13 protein-coding genes are annotated in these 16,115 nt (G+C 41.3%); 3 read left to right on the forward strand and 10 right to left on the reverse strand.

Features of this window, described 5'->3' with window-relative positions; translation table 11 throughout:
* Positions 1-130 (forward strand): IS1 family transposase (locus tag Xhom_RS21195; RefSeq protein WP_244590775.1); only part of this gene is annotated, 130 nt, incomplete at its 5' end.
* A gap of 163 nt (positions 131-293) precedes the next feature.
* Positions 294-695: a VOC family protein gene (locus Xhom_RS21205; protein WP_069318357.1), complete on the forward strand. Its 402-nt coding sequence runs from the start codon at positions 294-296 to the stop codon at positions 693-695.
* Positions 696-1,687: 992 nt separating this feature from the next.
* Here Xhom_RS21205 and Xhom_RS21210 read toward each other — a convergent pair.
* Together Xhom_RS21210 and Xhom_RS21215 are read right to left on the reverse strand one after the other, a co-directional pair.
* Positions 1,688-2,545 (reverse strand): queuosine precursor transporter, encoded by an 858-nt coding sequence (locus Xhom_RS21210; protein WP_069318356.1) that lies wholly within the window; start codon positions 2,543-2,545, stop codon positions 1,688-1,690.
* Entirely contained in the window at positions 2,529-3,143 is a 615-nt protein-coding gene (locus tag Xhom_RS21215; RefSeq protein ID WP_069318355.1) for a helix-turn-helix domain-containing protein, read from the reverse strand. The genes Xhom_RS21210 and Xhom_RS21215 overlap by 17 nt, the downstream gene beginning before the upstream one ends.
* Positions 3,144-3,453: 310 nt before the next feature.
* Between Xhom_RS21215 and Xhom_RS21220 the strand changes: the two genes are divergently transcribed.
* Positions 3,454-4,149: a helix-turn-helix transcriptional regulator gene (locus Xhom_RS21220; protein ID WP_069318354.1), complete on the forward strand. Its 696-nt coding sequence runs from the start codon at positions 3,454-3,456 to the stop codon at positions 4,147-4,149.
* 196 nt (positions 4,150-4,345) lie between these two features.
* Here the strand turns inward: Xhom_RS21220 and iolB are convergent, their stop codons facing one another.
* The 8 genes from iolB to Xhom_RS21260 all read right to left on the reverse strand — a co-directional run bounded on the left by iolB (position 4,346) and on the right by Xhom_RS21260 (position 16,004).
* Complete coding sequence (gene iolB / locus Xhom_RS21225) at positions 4,346-5,173, reverse strand: 5-deoxy-glucuronate isomerase (RefSeq protein ID WP_069318353.1); 828 nt, start codon at positions 5,171-5,173, stop codon at positions 4,346-4,348.
* 32 nt (positions 5,174-5,205) lie between these two features.
* Positions 5,206-6,096 carry a myo-inosose-2 dehydratase gene (gene iolE, locus Xhom_RS21230; protein ID WP_069318352.1) on the reverse strand — a complete coding sequence of 297 codons (891 nt, stop codon included), beginning with the start codon at positions 6,094-6,096 and terminating at the stop codon, positions 5,206-5,208.
* Positions 6,097-6,132: 36 nt separating this feature from the next.
* Complete coding sequence (locus Xhom_RS21235; protein ID WP_069318351.1) at positions 6,133-8,049, reverse strand: bifunctional 5-dehydro-2-deoxygluconokinase/5-dehydro-2-deoxyphosphogluconate aldolase; 1,917 nt, start codon at positions 8,047-8,049, stop codon at positions 6,133-6,135.
* A 92-nt stretch (positions 8,050-8,141) separates the two neighbouring features.
* Complete coding sequence (locus tag Xhom_RS21240) at positions 8,142-9,275, reverse strand: Gfo/Idh/MocA family protein (RefSeq protein ID WP_069318350.1); 1,134 nt, start codon at positions 9,273-9,275, stop codon at positions 8,142-8,144.
* Between the two features lie 171 nt (positions 9,276-9,446).
* Complete coding sequence (locus tag Xhom_RS21245) at positions 9,447-11,117, reverse strand: solute:sodium symporter family transporter (protein ID WP_069318349.1); 1,671 nt, start codon at positions 11,115-11,117, stop codon at positions 9,447-9,449.
* 49 nt (positions 11,118-11,166) lie between these two features.
* Positions 11,167-12,153 carry an inositol 2-dehydrogenase gene (gene iolG / locus Xhom_RS21250; RefSeq protein ID WP_069318348.1) on the reverse strand — a complete coding sequence of 329 codons (987 nt, stop codon included), beginning with the start codon at positions 12,151-12,153 and terminating at the stop codon, positions 11,167-11,169.
* A gap of 381 nt (positions 12,154-12,534) precedes the next feature.
* Positions 12,535-14,469 carry a 3D-(3,5/4)-trihydroxycyclohexane-1,2-dione acylhydrolase (decyclizing) gene (iolD, locus tag Xhom_RS21255; protein ID WP_099139843.1) on the reverse strand — a complete coding sequence of 645 codons (1,935 nt, stop codon included), beginning with the start codon at positions 14,467-14,469 and terminating at the stop codon, positions 12,535-12,537.
* A gap of 23 nt (positions 14,470-14,492) precedes the next feature.
* Positions 14,493-16,004 (reverse strand): CoA-acylating methylmalonate-semialdehyde dehydrogenase, encoded by a 1,512-nt coding sequence (locus Xhom_RS21260; RefSeq protein ID WP_069318346.1) that lies wholly within the window; start codon positions 16,002-16,004, stop codon positions 14,493-14,495.
* Between the last annotated feature and the right edge of the window lie 111 nt (positions 16,005-16,115).

Genomic DNA, 16,115 nt, shown 5'->3' on the forward strand with positions numbered 1-16,115 from the left:
AGAGAGAACGAATTTAACTCAGCGTACTCGAGTAAAAAGACTGAATAGAAAAACTATCAGTTATTCAAAATCCGAAGAAATGCACGATAAGGTGATAGGAACTTTTATTGAGCGTGAGTACTATTTTTGATATTCAATCTAACTATTTAATACATGACCTTTAAATCTGAAGTTTTAGTGCTGGCTGCCGTCTGTAACGAGCAAGGCACTGTTCTGATCCAGCCAGAGAAAAGCGTGAACTTAGGAACGCGAATGCTGTAATTTTTTAAACTAATAAAATATTAAGATATATCATGAGAGCACAAAAAAGATGTATGGGTTACGTTGCTATCGTTGTGGACGATTACGATAAGGCAATTGATTACTACATTAATAAATTAGGATTCACGTTGGTAGAAGATACCCCACAACCGGGTAAAAGATGGGTTGTCGTGACACCGAACCCTGAAAGCGATTGTCACTTATTACTTGCAAGGGCATCTGACGAAAGACAGAAAACATTTATTGGTAATCAGTGTGGCGGTAGAGTATTCCTATTCCTTCACACAGACGACTTTTGGCGTGATTACCATAAAATGAAAGAAAATGGTGTCCATTTTTGTGAAGAGCCACGCCAGGAAGAATATGGCATGGTGGTGGTTTTTAAAGACATTTATGGAAATCGCTGGGACTTGTACCAAAACGTCATCGCGTAATAAACAATAGTTAAAATATGGTCTGATAGTTACTGTTTTTTGGTAATTATTAGATCATTGTCAGTAAGCTTTTTTGACCAAATCTGGTAACAAATTCAAATTATGACTCTTCATGCTACTCTCTGAATGGTACATTTATTGAACGAACACCATCGCTATAACACTTATCTATTGCCGATCAGAAATATTAGTCGTCTGATATAAAGGGTCATACCTGTCAAACCTCCGCTTGTGGCAGTGTAGGCTATACTGCAACTGACAATCTATTGGATATATGATTGCCCAGTTCCTTAACCTAAAGAATATCTGGCTAAGAAACTGGCCATCATAAGTTCAAAAAACAAACTAATATTACCCTGGTGTTGGGCGAGTAAAAATTATTATTCAAAATAATGAAAATAATTTGTCTGCGTAAGGGAACATATCGCCCTGATCTCACATCCAGACAAAATATGAATTTTACCTTATATTTTATGGCCTAAATTAATACACCAGGTAAATGTTAAAATCAACATACAAAAACTCAAATGATGATTTTAATGGTTAATACATGTGTCATTATTTGATATACTATATATAAAAAACAAACCATTAAACACATAATTAATTGATATAAATGATTATTTTTTAATGGGAGCAATGTGTCCATACTCTACATAAAAATAAAAACTGAATCATTTATATACCTTATAAATAGTAAGGTTGTATGCCAGCAAATTGAATAAAAATTCATATAAACCTAATGGGTTTCAAAGTACAACGCGACGGCAAGAGAACAAAATCCCCAGGAGCGTAGGCAACTATGCGACTGGAGTGAGTGAACGTAGCCAACAAAGCTACAACTTGAAAGACGACGGGTATAATTATTTATTGTGATAATTACATTTATCATAAGTAAATATAGGGAATAATATAGAAGATAACTAAGCTATAAAAAATGAAGCAGGCTTTAGTAAAGAGGTGGCATGAGGGAAATTCCCTCATGCGGTTCATTAGTTTGCTGTTTTAACAATCCACCGGTTAAATAAATAACGTGAACCGTAAGCTGGAAAGACATTAAAAAATGCAAAGAAAATCTTAATTAATATTTGCACTACCATCATTGCAACGATTTGATTTACGGGCAGCTTTCCATAAAATGTGACAAAACAGAAAACAAAACTATCAATCACTGATGCAATAAATGTACTGAAAAATATTCTTAATGCCAAAAATCGAGAATTGGTCATATCCTTCAATTTGCACAAAATATAAGAATTGACAAGTTCAGAAACTAAAAATGACAGTGAAGAAGCAAAGATAGCCGACAGAATATGATTCATTAGAGCATTGTACTGATCATTCAAATCCCAACTTGGCATAGCGGGTAAATTTGTTGAAAGACTCAACAAAGATACAATGATCAAGTTAGAAACCAATGACATGTATATTGCTTTTCTTGCTAACCTGAATCCATAGAATTCACTAAGTAAATCAATGACTAAAAATGAAAAAGGGTAAATGAAAGTACCAGGAGTAACGATAATATCAAGGTATTCAATATAAACAGGCTTAGCTGCTGCTATGTTGCTGAATGTATAGAAAATTGTCAATAATAATGCGAGAAATGAATAAACAACCCAAGATTTTTCATTACGCTCTTCAATTTCATAAACTGAGGGGGTATTTGGAAAACTGGAATATAACTTTCTATAAAGCGACTTTATCTCATGATTGTCGAGATCATCAGCTATTTCACTCTTCTCAAGCTCCTTTATGTTTATTTTTAATACTTTTCCGGTTGATGAAATTAATACATTAGCTGTATTATCCTGGCTATTGAATCCCAGTAATTTATATTTTTTTCCCATATCCAAACCGTTCTTCCATTATATCCCCAATCACCATCAAACTATTAGAACATTCTCTATTAAATTCTTTGATATGATACTGCTGTTGTGTTGGATCGAAACATAACTTTGGATTGTTATTCTGGTAGTTACCTCTCTTAATTATTAGTAAATCTCCTGCATTATATTTACCCGGAAAATCATTTTCAAGTAAAACACCAACAACATTAGGCCCCGTTCCAAAATAATAAGTGAGTTTCCGCTCAACAATTAGAGAGCCTATTTTAATATCAAAAAACTCAGGAATAATGCATTCAGATTGCATAAATAATGGGACAGCACAGGGATTCATATTTCCTTCATAAGAGACGACAGCATCCAAACGCTCTTTTTCTTCAATATCCGTTGCTTCTATTTCACTATATGATACACCGAAGAAATTGGAGACTTTCTGTATCGTAGAAGAGTGAACGCTTTGAACTCTGCCATCCAAAATATTGTAGATAGTTGTGCGATTAAGTCCTGTTCTATCACAGATAGATACTCTTGTTTCTCCTCTGGAATCGAGCAAGTATTGCAAATTTTTTCTCAGGTGTTCCATTTTTTGTTTTTTATACATACTAACGCCTAGAAAAATATATAACTGAATAATTTATATGACATTTTAGATTAAACACTTTTTATCAGAACAATAAAGGGTGAAAAACACTCTTGTCATCAAGCAGTAAAAGTGATAACAGTTCTGCCTTGAATGGGATTATTTAATAATACAACAAAATTATTTTATCTGAAAAATATTAATTTAATAAGTTATATTTTTACGGAAATTTGGCTTTGAGAGATATGAGGTTAGAGAAGACAACGACATAAATACAAACGTTATTATTTATAATATAAAATTTAACACATATGAATTACATGAGAAAAAGATGAGTTTATCCTATAAAAATAATGAACTCTATTTAAAGGGGCTAATCGCTATGATGGAGCATCTCAGCGATCCTTGGGGAATTAAGGATTTAGAGTCCCGGCATATCTATATGAATAAAGCAGCTTACCTTTACACCAACACACCAGAAAATTTTGACGTAGAAGGTAAGTTAGACTGTGAATTCCCGACTGATTGGTCTGATGACCAGTTTTCACAAGGCCTCAAAGAACATGACCGTAGAACGGAGGAATCAAAAGATAGGGTTTCGATAATCGAAACCCATTATTGGTATGGAAAAAACAGTTTAGCGCCTTTCATCAGTGAAAAATTTCCCGTGTATAACGATGAAAAAGAATGCATTGGGATCGTCTGGAACGCTAAGCCATTGAGTAGCCTTTCTCCTTTAAAATACATTAACCGCCAAAAACCCAGCGTTCTCACTACAGAAGCAGCCACAGATCTGTTTACTCAAGGTGAGCTTGATATCATCTTCTTAATGCTGCAAAGGCGATCAAATAAGGAAATAGCCCAAATATACAATGTTAGCCATAAAACGATAGAAAATAGAGTTTATAACATCTATCAGAAGGCTGATGTCCATTCAATCCAACAATTTGAGGAATTTTGCCGTTATTTACAACTAGATAGCTATATTCCAGAACGGCTAATTGAAAAAGGTGTCCTTTTTATCTAAGAAAATCAAAGTAATAATGTAACAAATTGGAGAATATCCACGATTAATTCATTATTGATCGCTGGCATAGCATATGGGCTATTTAAGTTAGCCTGTAGACGCCTCTAAATATGGTTCATCCATGATATTGCTCCCTAAATAAGGGAGCAATATCATCTCCAATAGATTTCGAGTTACATCCTTGTTGGATGGTTTGTTAGCGGGCATGTTTTGCCACATATTCCTCACTATTAATCCATTGATGATCTTTTTCCCATGTAAATAACCACCTACGCGTTGGGCCAGCCATCACATTCAAGTAATAACTGTCATATCCCGCTAGAGTTGCTACGGGATGATACCCTTTTGGCACCATCACTACATCTTTATTATAAACCGCCATGGTTTCATCCAGAGAACGATCATCGGTATAGACCCGCTGTACACAAAAACCTTGTGATGAATTCAATCGATGGTAATAAATCTCTTCCAAATAAGTTTCCTGTGGCTCATTGTCAGTATCATGCTTGTGACTAGGATAAGAGCTGGTGCACCCTTCATCGGTATAGACTTCAACGACCAGTAAGCTATCCGCAGGTTGATCATCAGGCAGGATATTGTGGACATAACGCCGATTATTGCCATGGCCCCGCTGTTCAGCACCAATATCCAAAGGGGTAATGAGACGGGTTGAATAATTTCCTTTACTTTTTGCCTGGCATACGGCCAATTCAAGATGAGTTTCTGCAATGATTTCCATCCCTTCATTAGGAGCAATATAGACACCATAAGGCTTTTTGCGCTCAAATGGATTCATGCGATCCCCAATCTGCTCAAACCGTTGCTGAGGTGTGTTCACTGTTGCTTTCCCTGCCACCAGCACTAAGCAGGTTTCATTTTCTGACGCAGGCAATCTGATGGATTCTCCTACACTTAGTTCATAAACAGAAAAGTGGACATATCTCCAGTTTGCCGTTTCCAGTGTAATATGTTGAGTTCGTTTATCTTGGTCAGGTTCGTGGTATCTTGATAGTAATTTCGACATATAACTCACCTAATGAGAAAATTTTTTAATAGCTAAATCAAATTCGCTTCTTTGGCAAATCTTTGCAAATTACGATATCCCATCGTGGCATACGTCAACGGATGGGCAATGGCGGGGTCTTGTTCTGCTTCAACGACCAACCAGCCATCATAATGATTCACTTTCAATACTTCGAAAATAGCCGAATAATTAACACAACCATCGCCCGGAACGGTAAATACCCCGTTTAATACAGCATCAAGGAAACTGGTTTTACGGTTTTTGACATCCTTTAGTACATCTGGACGTATATCTTTGCAATGCACATGGTTGATACGCTTGCACCAACGGTTTGTCACCACCAATAGGTCATCCCCCGCAAAGGTCAGATGCCCTGTATCTAAAAGAAGGCCGACTTCTGCGCCTGTATGCTCCATCAGGTTATCTATGTCTTCTGCGCTTTCAATTACAGTTCCCATATGATGATGATAAGCAATCTGTACGCCCTGCGACTGAGTATAACGAGCGAATTCCGTCAATTTTTCCCCATATTCTTGCCAACGATCTACCGGAAATAATGGACGAAAATGTACTGGTTTGCCCTGATTGCCATGAATACAGTGTGTCACTTCGGCGAAAACCATCACGGAAGCACCCAATTCACGCAACAAGGTCAAATGCGGCTGCACGGCTACAATTTCTTCTTCGATACTACGGATTAGCAATTCACCGGAATACCAGCCAGATACCAATTTCAAATCATGAGCCGCTAAAATAGGCCCTAAAATCTGCGCCTGACGGGGAAATTTATTACCCAGTTCAAAACCTGTAAATCCCGCTAATCGTCCTTCTGTCAGGCAAGTTTCCAACGATGTTTCAGCACCCAAAGAAGGCAAATCATCATTAGTCCATGTCAAGGGATTGATGCCAAGTTGAACAGCCATGAAGGTTCTCCTGTTAGTTGAAGAATAGGTGATACTTTATTCGCTTTGTGATCCACGTTGACGCCAATAGCTAATCAAATTGTGGTAGTTAGTTTTGATTTGTAAGATAAGGCTTTCGTCATCAATTTCTTCCGCTAGCCATTTCAATGAAGGCTGACCAAATAACGTCCTTCCGACAGCAAAACCTTTGACGATTTTTTTACCCGCTGCCGCATTAAAACTTGCTTTCAAGATTGTCTCTGGCGCATCAAGACCGAGGATCACTACCCCACGGCAATAAGGGTCACGCTGTTCAATCAATGTCGCGATTTGATCCCAACTGGCTGATTGCATTGGTGGTAATTTCCACCAATCGGGTTTAATCCCAAGGTTATAGAAACGCTGAAGGGCACGTAGGTAAAGTTCATCAGAATGAGGCATGTCTACTGGCAAGATCACTTCCAGCAACAATTCATGGCCGGAATGGCAGCAAGCTGAATAAACTTCCTGTACGGTTTTTTCCTGCTCCAGACGCAAAGGATGATGATCTTCAGGATGAAAGAACACCAAACATTTCACAATATGTTCCTGAGGCCAACTAATAAGCTGAGAACCAATATCACCGTGCTCAAGACAAAGCGGGCGAGAACCCGGCAGCTCAATGGGACGTCCAATCCATAACCCCTGCCCTGTTGCAGAATTCAATACATCTTGACCAAAGCTACTGTCACATAATATTCCCGCCTGTCCTTCCAAATGAGCTTCTGTGCTAACTTCCTGACTGGCACGGAACAACAATTTTTTCAGTTGTGGTATCCGCTCAAGTTTGGCATTAACCTTACGTGCCATTTCAACAAACTGAATGCGGTGATCAAATGCCATAACACACAGTTCATCCCATTGTTTGTGTCGGCTACTAATACGGTGTAAATGGTTAAGGTGAAGATCTAAATCAGGACGCGCTATTTGTACGGTACGAACAAGATAATTATCCAGTTCAGTTTTATCTGGCATGGCTGGTGAGCAGCCATGACGAGAAACTACCAGAGCACCACAAGCATTAGCATAGGTACAAGCCTGTTCCCAACTTTCGTTATTAAGATAACCACGCAACAAGCCAGACATAAAGGCATCTCCTGCCCCTAAGACATTCAAAACTTCTACCTTGACACCTTGTACAGTGATCCCCTCATCCAAAGTGCCGGGTATACCGTCAGTAAATACAGAACATCCCAATGCTCCCCGTTTACAAACCAAGGTCGCAGCAGTCAGTTCCCGTACTCTACACAAGGCTTCAACTGTATCTGTAGAGCCACCAGCAATATGAAATTCTTCTTCTGTTCCGACAATCAGGTCAAACTGGGAAAGCACTTCCTGCAATTGTGTTGTCACTTGTTCTGAGGCGATATAGCGAGTTTCACCGTCACCAAGAGAAGTCAGTCCCCACAATACCGGACGATAATCGATATCAATGACAGTTCTGACTCCGTTACTGCGGGCATATTGCAATGCGGTCAGTACAGCATCACGGGTTTTTGGATGAGAAAGGTGAGTTCCGGTGATTGCCAAACAACGAGCAGAGGCAATGTAGTCTTCACTAAAATCATCATGCGTGAGGGCCATATCAGCACAATTATCGCGGTAAAAGATCAGCGGGAAGGTTTCGTGATCTTTAATGCCGAGCAAAACTAATGCCGTCAGACGCTCTTTGTCGGTAATTAAATGGCTGGTATCACACCCAGCCCACTCTAATTCTTCACGCAGAAAACGCCCCATGTGTTCATCACCGACTCTTGCCAGCATTGAAGACTTCAATCCCTGACGCACCGTACCGTAGGCCACATTTCCCGAAGATCCACCCAGATATTTTGCAAAACTTCCCATGTCCTCTAGGCGGGCTCCAATTTGCTGACCATACAGATCAACCGCGATACGTCCCATGCAGATAACATCAAACTTTCTATGCCGATCCATTAATTCACCTCTTACCGAATGCGGTATTTTGCTGAGCTCTTGATTTTTATGAACCCCAGATTATTTTGAGTATTGGATATCACTGTCAGCATTTAATTAATTTCAGTGACATTTACCCAACGTTTTTCTTGGTGAGAACAGAGAATCGCATCCAGAATACGTGAAACTTTCCAGCCTTCAGTAAAATCAGGCCACATGTCTTGCCCTAATGCGATGCCATCAACCAAGTCTCTGACTTCTACTGTTTTTTGATCGTTAAAACCTATGCCGTGCCCTGCGCCATTACAGAAAGGGGCATAGTCGGGATGCTCCGGCCCGACCAAAATGGTCTTGAATCCTTGACGGTTTACCGGCTCATCATGGAGATAAAGTTTCAGTTCTGCCATCCGCTCTTGTGTGAAACTCAGTGTGCCTTTAGTCCCTGTGACGACATAATTCAGCCCCATTTTACGGCCACAAGCGATACGGGATGCTTCAATGATTCCCATTGCTCCGGTATTGAAACGCACCATCACATGGGCTTGATCTTCATTTTCAACGGGGATCAAAATAGAAGAACCTGATTTCTCAGGACGCGCCTTCACGACCGTTGTCATATCGCCACAAACGGTCATGATTTCACCCACCAGATATTGCGCCATATTGATGATGTGGACAGCCAGATCACCCAATGCCCCGAATCCCGCCTGATCTTTAAAGCAGTGCCAGTGAATCGGACTCAAAGCATCAGCCATATAATCCTCGTTGTGAGTGCCATAAAAATGCACAATCTCACCAATTTCTCCATTCGCAATAATTTCTTTCGCCAGTTGTGCCGTGGGGTTTTTCATGTAATTAAAGCCGACTAACGTCTTAACGTCTGCTCGTGCCACAGCTTCTACCATCTGTTTTGCATCGTGAGAATTCAGCGCCAATGGTTTTTCACAATAGACATGCTTACCGTATTTGATGGCTTCCAGTGCCATTTCTTTATGCAGGAAATTAGGAGTACAAATATCGACAACATCGATATTCGGATCAGCAACTAATTCACGCCAATCACCTGTCGAACGTCGAAAACCCAGTGCTTTTGCCTGAACATGAGCCTGTTCCGCGCTCATATCAGCCACCATTTCACGTATCAACCGGCCCTTCAATGGGAATACTGTAGGTGCCTGTGCGTAAGCTATGGCATGGGTACGGCCGATATAACCAGTACCAATCAATCCGACTCGAATTTCTTTCATGTTCTTATTCCAGAGTGTGTCATTAGAACTCTATATTTCTCTTGCCTTTTAAATGAAATATATATTTCATTTTTTATGTTTAAAGAAACACTAATTCAATTTGTGAACCCGAAAAAGTTTGTTCTCTCATTCCACTGGGTTGGGATTACGTATCTTTTGTTGTACTTACCGTCACTGCTTTTTAAAGAGTGCCTTACCCATCAGATAGAAGACATAGCCCAGAATGCCGACAGCAAATACATAGTAAAATGCCATTACATAAGCGGGTACATTATGAGCGAGGAAGACATACATGGAGATCGCAGACAGTGTGATTAACCATCCCATCGGTTTTGCCATTGACCACGGAGTAATATCTACCTGCTCTGTATACACTTCTTGATACGATTCTGCGGGAAAAAAATAACCAATCGTCAACATGAAAATGATATTCAGGACAAACAATATGCCAACCAAATGGAAGAAGTGAATGTTGATGTTCAGAATAAAGTTACAAATGATGTAAGCCGACATGCCAAACAACAACCCTAGTTTTGCCGCAATCGGGGGAACACGTTTTGTCAACAGCCCAACCAATACTACGCTGAGGATCGGTGCATTAAAGATCCCCTGTAACTGCTGAATCAGGTAGAACAGGCCATCAGGGGCATTCGCAACCAGTGGCGCAATAATCATGGTTGCCAACGCTAACCCGATCCCCAGATATTTACCCACAGCCACAGCTTGTATTTCTGTCGCATGAGGGTTAATCCGGGGTTTGTAGATATTGACTATAAATAACGTGACGGAAGAATTCAGCCCCCCACTAAATGTTGAAAATACTGCTCCCACAACGACTGCTGCAAAGAAACCGACAAGAAATTTGGGTAGTACTAATTGAACTAATGCAGGGTAAGCGTTATCAGGATTATCTAACTGACCATTAAAGATATGGAATGCTATTACTCCCGGCAAAATAATAATGGAAGGAATAAGGAGCTTAAATATGGCACACAGCATGACGCCTTTTTGCCCTTCCGCTAAGTTCTTGGCGCCCAATGATTTCTGCACAATCGATTGATTGGTACACCAAAAGAACATATTAGAGATAATCAGCCCGGTAAATAGAGTTGAAAAAGGAACAAGGGAATCTTCACTACCAATGGAATTGAATTTCTCTGGATGAGCTTGATAGACCTCAGCCAAACCTTCCCATGCACTACCATCCCCAACATACAAAAGGGCAAAAATGGTTACCATTAATCCACCCAAAATCAAGCCAATCCCATTAATGGTATCCGAAACGGCAATGGCCTTGATGCCGCCGAAGATTGCGTAAATTGCCCCAAGTCCACCAACACCCCAAACCATGATCCAGAGTGCCGTGGTTTTATCGACATGAAGAACTTGAGACACCTGAAACAGACTTTCCAGTGCAATGGCTCCGGTATATAACACGATAGGTAATAGCGAAATCACATACATCGCCAAAAATAAAACCGATGTAATCAGCAACGTATTTTTATCAAACCGACGTTCGAGATATTCCGGGATCGTAGAAATGCCGAGTTTCAGATATTTTGGTAGGAAATAGATAGCAAATAAAACAATCGTTAGTGCAGCGATGACTTCCCAAGCCATAACAATAAAACCAGTTCTGAATGCCAAACCATTCAAACCGACTAAATGCTCTGTGGACAAGTTCATTAATAACATGGAGCTACCGATATATACACCAGTCAGAGAACGCCCACCAAGAAAATAGCCTTCTGTCGAATTGCTTAACTGTTTATTTCTCGTTTTGTAATAAGCAAACGCTGCTACCAATAAAGTGAAACCAATAAAAGAAAGAAAATCTGCCATATACTCCTCCCTCCTGATCAACTACTTTCAGGTAATAGTGTTTTTATCGTTATAATTTTATTTCCTTACCGGAACGTAGAGATTCAAGTGCCTTATCTGCGAGGTACAAGGCCTTTTCACCATCGATACCGCGGGTTTCAGGCATAGCCCTGCCAGCCATGACATCGACAAAATGATCCCATTCTGCGATATAGGCTTCACGATAGCGTTGTAAAAAGAAATGTTCAGGCTTAGCAGCAAGGCAACCTTGTTCACCCCAAAATTCAACGCTGTTTTCCTTAATATTTCCGGCTGTAAGCAAACCGTTCTCACCATGTAGCTCAAGGCGCTGATCATAGCCATAACCTGAACGGCGGCTATTAGTGATGGTCGCCATTGCCCCCGAAGGAAATTTCATAACAATAAACGCTGTATCAATATCTCCGGCTAAACCAATGGCGGGATCAACGAGATTACTGCCTTGTGCATAAATAGCACACGGCTCTTCACCCATGATGAAGCGAGCCATGTCAAAATCATGGATGGTCATATCCCGGAACATGCCGCCAGATACCTGAACGTATTCAGCGGGTGGAGGGGATGGATCACGAGAGGTAATAAGCAAAGATTCCGCTTTACCCACTGACCCCGCATCAAACAGGTTTTTCAGACGACGGAATTGAGGATCATAGCGACGGTTAAAACCAATAAACAAAGGAACCTGAAATGCTTTTACCGTAGCAAGGCATTGACGAACTCTTTCAAGATTAAGATGAACCGGCTTTTCACAGAAAATGGTTTTATTGTGACGAGCAGCCAGTTCAATCAGATCTACATGAGTATCTGTTGCTGATGCGATCAAGACGCCATGAACATCAGGATCAGCCATCGCTTCTTCGGTAGTCTGTATTTTTGTTTGATATTTCTGCGCCACCATTTCAGCACTTGCTATATGTGGATCTATCACAGAATAGAGGTGCGTTTCTTTGTGGTTAACAATGTTAACAGCGTGAACCAGCCCAATTCGTCCAGCGCCAAATAATGCAATATTGAACATGAATGCTCCTTGGATACCTTAGTATCTGCTTTGGTGTGGATAAAAATATATCAATCAAAATATTTATTTCAATTTCATATTATTTGAAAATTTTATTTTTTAGAGGTGGTTAGCATTTTGTGATGTAAAAGGAAGTTTTAGTGTTAAATTTGTCACGAAAACAGAATAATTACTAAATAAATTTTAAATTATTTTCTTTAAAAACAAAAAGTAATGAAAAACCCTCTTACAGGAGATTTGCTCAAATAACGATATAAAATAAGAAATAATCAGCAGCGCCGGATATGGAATTTTTATTTCATACCCGGCAAGCCGCTATTAAAATAGTGGGTTTTCCAGACTGAGAAGAATGATCAGACTGGGTTTAACAACAGGATCAATTCAATATTGGCGTGTTTTTTTCTCCACATAGTCCCTGATGTTTTCCGCCGCAGCAGTAATGGCAGCGTTATCAGCGATTTTTGCAGTACCTGTTCTCCACCATGATTCATAATCATGGGTCATGGTTTTTGGCAACACTTTGATATCAATTAAAGTTGCACATGACTGTGTTTGTGCATCCTGCAACGCAGCAATCAATTGCTGTTCGTTATGTACACGATAACTCTTACAGCCATAACTCTCTGCGTTTTTAGCGAAATCCACCTTGAGTAGCTTGCCATCTAACCTACCGTTAGATTGATTGCGATATCGATTTTCCGTCGCAAAACTTCCCATGCCTTGGCTCATCTGTAAGTTGTTAATGCAGCCAAACCCGGCATTATCAAACAATAACACGGTGATCTTAATATTTTCCTGAATGGCCGTTTGTAATTCGCTATTTAGCATCAAGTACGAACCATCACCTACCATCGCGTAGACCGGTTGTTCTGGGCAAGCGAGTTTTACTCCCAATGATGCCGCAATTTCATATCCCATGCAGGAGTAACCATATTCGAGATGATAAGTATCAGGTACTTTCGGTTGCCAAACTCGCTGCAAATCTCCCGGCAAAGAGCCAGACGCCCCAACAATGACGGCATTCGGTTCCAAATACTGAGCCATCAAACCAAGTACGCGGGTTTGAGTCAGATTGGTTTGCAATGTTTCACTGTACTCACCCAGTTTTTCATCTAAATGCCCCGCGATTTCCGGTATGAAATCGGCCTGATATTGAATGGAAAACAATCGATCTAACTCCTGCTGCCAAGCGACCTTGGCTTGCAAAATTTTTTGCTGCCATTCCGCATACCATGTCGTTTTTGCCAGCTCTTGTGCAATGGCATTCAACCCTTCACGGGCATCCGCCAATACGCCGACAGCATCCAGCTTACACGCGTCAAATTCCGCCACATTGATGGAAATAAATTCTACTTCTGGGTGTTGAAATAATGATTTTGAGGCGGTCGTAAAATCGGTAAAACGGGTGCCTACGCCAATGATTAAATCAGCTTCTTTAGCGAGTAGATTCGCGGCTAAACAACCAGTCGTGCCGATTCCACCACAATTCAGTGAATGTGCTGCCACAATCGCACTTTTCCCTGCCTGAGTTTCGGCAAAAGGAATATTGAATGTCTCAGCGAATTGGCGAAATGCCTCATGAGCTTCTGAATAACGCACACCACCACCACAAATCAGCAGTGGCTTTTTCTTACGCTGAATTAGTGCAACCGCTTCCTGAATTCGCGCCTGAGAAACGGGACGGCGTTCAATCTGATGAACTCGTTTTTGGAAAAAGTAATTAGGGTAATCCCACACTTCCCCCTGAACATCTTGCGGAAGAGAAATAGTGACTGCGCCAGTGTCTGCCGGATCGGTCAATACTCGCATCGCGTGGATCATGGCTGTCATCAATTGTTCTGGTCTGGAAATACGATCCCAATAGCGGGATACTGGACGGAAACAATCATTGGTACTGATCGTGCCATCACCATATTGTTCTACTTGCTGTAAAACCGGATCAGGCTGGCGACAAGCAAAAGTATCTCCCGGTAATAACAGCAGTGGAATACGGTTTGCTGTCGCTGTTGCGGCAGCCGTTACCATATTGGCTGCCCCCGGCCCGATAGAAGACGTGACAGCAAAAATTTGCTGGCGTTTCTTCTGCTTGGCAAACCCCGTAGCAATATGCGCCATACCTTGTTCATTACAACCTTGATAAATACGAAGGTGCCCCGGCGCTTGCTCCAATGCTTGCCCTAATCCCACTACGTTACCGTGACCAAATATCGTAAAAACGCCTCGAATAAAAGGGTATTCCTCCCCATCGACATGGATATATTGCTGATTAAGAAATTTGACTAAGGCCTGAGCCATTGTCATTTTTTTCGTCTTCATGGGTGTATTATTCATAGAAATAGCTACTCCATCGTTGGCATCACAAAATGGCTATCGTGATGTTCGAGACGCACACTTGCAGGCCAGCGGCTAGTGACCGTTTTCATACGAGTATAGAAGCGAACCCCATCATTGCCATGCACGTTCAGCGGCCCGAAAATAGAACGTTTCCAACCACCAAAGCTATGGAATGCCATCGGCACAGGAATGGGAATATTGACGCCGATCATACCAGCCAGAACATCTTCACTGAATTGACGAGCGGTTTCGCCATCACAGGTAAAGATAGCCGCCCCATTGCCATATTCGTGATGATTAACCAATTTCAGTGCGGTGTCATAATCCGGTACGCGAACGATGGCAAGTACGGGGCCAAAAATCTCTTCTTTATAGATTTTCATGTCAGGCGTAACGTAATCAAACAGGGTCGGCCCCACGAAATAGCCACTTTCATAACCAGCAACCTGATATCCACGCCCATCCACCAATAATTCAGCGCCCTGTTCTGCACCACTGTTGATGTAATCACAGATTTTCGCTTTATGTTGTTCTGAAATCACAGGTCCCATGTCGTTTTCTTTCCCTTCGGTAATACCGATACCTACTGACATTTGACTGATTTTTTGCCGAAGTTGTTCTACCAATTTATCCGCAATCTGATCCCCAACCGCCAAGACAACGGACAGCGCCATGCAGCGCTCTCCTGCCGCGCCAAAGGCTGCCCCCATAATGGCATTCGTAGCCACATCCATATCCGCATCCGGCATCAAAATACTGTGGTTTTTTGCTCCTCCCAATGCCTGGCAGCGCTTGCCATGGGCCGAAGCCGTGGTATAAACATATTCCGCAATCGGTGTTGAACCGACAAAACTCACGGCATGGATACGCGGGTCGGTGAGCAACACATCAACCGCTTCTTTATCTCCCTGCACGACATTAAATACCCCATCTGGCAAACCGGCCTGCTGTAATAATTTAGCCAGTTCAATCGAGAGAGACGGATCTTTTTCGGATGGTTTCAGGACAAAAGTGTTACCCGTTGCCAGTGCAATCGGGAACATCCACATCGGCACCATTGCTGGAAAGTTAAAAGGAGTAATGCCCGCACAGACACCCAGCGGTTGCATCAGAGAATGACTGTCAACCCCCATTCCCACATTAGCAGAGTGTTCCCCTTTTTGCAGATGTGGAATGCCACAGGCAAATTCCACTACTTCAAGACCGCGGGTCAATTCACCCATGGCATCAGAATAAATTTTGCCATGTTCTTCAGAAATCAGCCGAGCCAACCTATCGCCGTTTTCTTCAAGCAATGACTTGAATTTGAACAGGATCCGGGCACGTTTCAGCGGGGAGGTTTTTGACCACACTTTAAAGGCCAGATGGGCAGATTCAATGGCATACTTAGTCTCATTAACGGTGCTCAAAGCAACCTGCCTGATTTTTTGCCCTGTCGCCGGATTAAAGATAAATGACATGCGTTCACTTTGACTATCAATGAGTTGACCGCCAATAAAATTTTTAATCTGTTCCATTCTGAGCCTCTCTAAAGACAATTACGATTGAATCATTCAAGGTTAAGTCACGGTGCTACAGATATATGAAATATATGTTTCATTTTCAATGAGAATTGAAATACACTTTAA

The organism is Xenorhabdus hominickii (genome assembly GCF_002632725.1).
GTDB lineage: Bacteria > Pseudomonadota > Gammaproteobacteria > Enterobacterales > Enterobacteriaceae > Xenorhabdus > Xenorhabdus hominickii.

Bases quoted from the DNA above. Each gene is read 5' to 3' on its own strand.
- Xhom_RS21205 (WP_069318357.1), top strand. From the start codon at position 294: ATGAGAGCACAAAAAAGATGTATGGGTTACGTTGCTATCGTTGTGGAC.
- Xhom_RS21210 (WP_069318356.1), bottom strand. From the start codon at position 2,545: ATGGGAAAAAAATATAAATTACTGGGATTCAATAGCCAGGATAATACA.
- Xhom_RS21215 (WP_069318355.1), bottom strand. From the start codon at position 3,143: ATGTATAAAAAACAAAAAATGGAACACCTGAGAAAAAATTTGCAATAC.
- Xhom_RS21220 (WP_069318354.1), top strand. From the start codon at position 3,454: ATGAGTTTATCCTATAAAAATAATGAACTCTATTTAAAGGGGCTAATC.
- iolB (WP_069318353.1), bottom strand. From the start codon at position 5,173: ATGTCGAAATTACTATCAAGATACCACGAACCTGACCAAGATAAACGA.
- iolE (WP_069318352.1), bottom strand. From the start codon at position 6,096: ATGGCTGTTCAACTTGGCATCAATCCCTTGACATGGACTAATGATGAT.
- Xhom_RS21235 (WP_069318351.1), bottom strand. From the start codon at position 8,049: ATGGATCGGCATAGAAAGTTTGATGTTATCTGCATGGGACGTATCGCG.
- Xhom_RS21240 (WP_069318350.1), bottom strand. From the start codon at position 9,275: ATGAAAGAAATTCGAGTCGGATTGATTGGTACTGGTTATATCGGCCGT.
- Xhom_RS21245 (WP_069318349.1), bottom strand. From the start codon at position 11,117: ATGGCAGATTTTCTTTCTTTTATTGGTTTCACTTTATTGGTAGCAGCG.
- iolG (WP_069318348.1), bottom strand. From the start codon at position 12,153: ATGTTCAATATTGCATTATTTGGCGCTGGACGAATTGGGCTGGTTCAC.
- iolD (WP_099139843.1), bottom strand. From the start codon at position 14,469: ATGAAGACGAAAAAAATGACAATGGCTCAGGCCTTAGTCAAATTTCTT.
- Xhom_RS21260 (WP_069318346.1), bottom strand. From the start codon at position 16,004: ATGGAACAGATTAAAAATTTTATTGGCGGTCAACTCATTGATAGTCAA.